This is a genomic window from Aminobacter sp. LjRoot7 (genome assembly GCF_964252895.1).
Lineage (GTDB): Bacteria > Pseudomonadota > Alphaproteobacteria > Rhizobiales > Rhizobiaceae > Aminobacter > Aminobacter aminovorans_B.
This window is the reverse complement of the sequence record NZ_CAXUPX020000031.1, coordinates 1-2,292: the sequence shown is the minus strand read 5'-3', so window position 1 is coordinate 2,292 and position 2,292 is coordinate 1. Positions and strand designations below refer to the sequence as shown.

General features: G+C 64.6%; 2 protein-coding genes and 1 pseudogene. All 3 read left to right on the top strand.

What is annotated here, in order from left to right; all coding sequences use genetic code 11:
• Positions 1-204, top strand: a pseudogene (locus ACSQ3E_RS30755) (hypothetical protein); the annotation flags it as partial.
• A gap of 244 nt (positions 205-448) precedes the next feature.
• Positions 449-673, top strand: a complete 225-nt coding sequence (locus ACSQ3E_RS30750) for a hypothetical protein (protein ID WP_436125500.1) — start codon at positions 449-451, stop codon at positions 671-673.
• A gap of 16 nt (positions 674-689) precedes the next feature.
• On the top strand, positions 690-2,292 hold a 1,603-nt coding region (locus tag ACSQ3E_RS30745), incomplete at its 3' end, for a recombinase family protein (RefSeq protein WP_436125499.1).

Genomic DNA, 2,292 nt, shown 5'->3' with positions numbered 1-2,292 from the left:
GCGCTGCTGGAGGCGCTTTCCGGGACGCCCGCCAACTCGCTTGCAGGCGTCGTGGGCAAGCTCGATGCGGTGTTGCGCAACGGCGCGGACTGGGAAGATCGTTCGGCCTTTCCCTGGCCGCAAATCCGCTCGGCGCGCGAGGACCTGATGCGGATCGGGCACCAGCTAACACCGCATGCGTTTTTCCCGGACGGTAAACGGTGAGGCCTGCCTCTCCCCTGCCCTGCCGGACAATTCGCCGGGTGGCTTCATTGCATGTGGCTTCACGGCGGAGCCGGTCAAGGTCAAGGCGGGTTGGCGCCAAGGCCTTGACCGGCGTTTCTGCTAAGGAGAGGGCGCCGAATGCAGGTCATTGCGCTCCACGTTGCTACGACCGCATTTTCCCCCTTCCCGGCCAGCACATCTGGCAGCTTCATCTTCGCCTCGACACCACGAAGCGAGGAAGCTTATGGCAGACGACAACGTGACAGCCGCCGACGCGCGGCACTCTTCGAGCACAGACGGGCCCAGAAGCCATCCGGCGATCCTGGCTCTCGCCTGGCTGATCGGCCGCGGCATGGCACGCGAGCGCTTTGCAAACAGAACGGACGCCAATGCCGCCCCCAACTCTCACGCGGCCAAGGCAGAACCACCGGGCGAAAGAGCCGGCGACGGCAATTCCGACACCAGCTAGACCGAGAGGATTGTTCATGACCATGCGCGTCGCACTTTATGCCCGCTACTCTTCCGACCAGCAGCGGGCAGCCTCGATCGAGGACCAGTTCCGGCTCTGCCGCGAACATGCGGCGCGCGAAGACTGGGAGATCGCCGGCACCTACCAGGATGCCGGCATCTCCGGAGCGAGCCAGATCCTGCGGCCCGGCATCCAGAAACTGGTCCGCGACGCCCAATGCGGGTTGTTCCAGCTGGTACTGGCCGAGGCCCTCGACCGCATTTCCCGCGACCAGGCCGACATCGCAACCCTCTACAAACATTTGAAGTTCGCCGGCGTGCCGATCGTCACCCTCGCAGAGGGCGCGATCTCCGAACTGCATGTCGGCCTCAAGGGCACGATGAATGCTCTGTTCCTCGGGGATCTCGCCATGAGGACCCGGCGCGGATTGCGCGGCCGCGTAGAACTCGGCAAGTCCGGCGGCGGCCTGTGTTACGGCTATCGTGTCGTCAGGCGTGTCGACGAGCGCGGCGAACAGATCAAGGGCGACCGCGAGATCGACACCGATCAGGCCGAGGTCGTCCGCCGCATCTTCCGGGAGTTTGCCACAGGCATCAGCCCGCGCGCGATCGCCAAGAACCTTAATGACCAGGGTATATCAGGACCCGCCGGCAAGCTGTGGAACGACACCACGATCCGCGGTCATGTCAGGCGCGGCACGGGCATCATCAACAACGAACTCTATGTCGGTCGACTGATGTGGAACCGCCAGCGCTATGTGAAGGATCCCGCAACCGGCAAACGCGTCTCCCGCCTCAATCCGGAGAGCGAATGGATCGTCACCGACGTGGCCAAGTTGCGCATCGTGGGCGACGAACTCTGGCAAGCGGTCAAGGCGCGCCAGAGCGAGATCGCCGACAGGTCCGTCAACCTGACCACGGCGGTCCGCGCGCACCACATGCGCAACCGGCTGAGCAGCGCCCGCCGGCCGAAGTCACTGCTGTCGGGGCTTGTCTTTTGCGGGTGCTGCGAGGGCCCCTATTCCTTGCGCAGCGTCGACCGCTTCGCGTGCTCCAGCCACACCAGCAATGGCTCATGCCCGAACAAGCGCACCATAGCGCGGAGCGAGCTGGAACAGCGGGTGCTCGCCGGCCTGAAGAACCGGATGATGGCGCCGGAGGCAGCCGCGGTTGCGATGCGGGCTTACGCCGAGGAGACGAACCGTCTCAACCGCGAACGCCGCGCCAATGCCGATGGCTGGAACGCAGAACTGGTGAAGGTCGAGAAGCAGATCCGCAGCATCATCGAGGCGATCAAGGCCGGCATGTTTCAGGTGAGCATGAAGGCCGAGATGGACGCGCTCGAGGCGCGCAAAGCCGATCTCACGAGCCAGCTTGCCGCCGCTCCCCAGGACAAGCCGGACCTGCTGCCGAGCATATCGTCACTTTATGCGCGGAAGGTGGCGCAGCTGACCGAGGCGCTCAACCATCCGGATGACCGGCCGCAGGCCGCGACAGCGCTGCGATCGTTGATCGAGAAGATCGTTCTGACACCTGGCGCGAAGCGCGGCGAGATCACTGCTACGCTGTATGGAGAACTGGGCACGATCCTGAACTGGACTGAGTGGCAGGCTGTTGGGT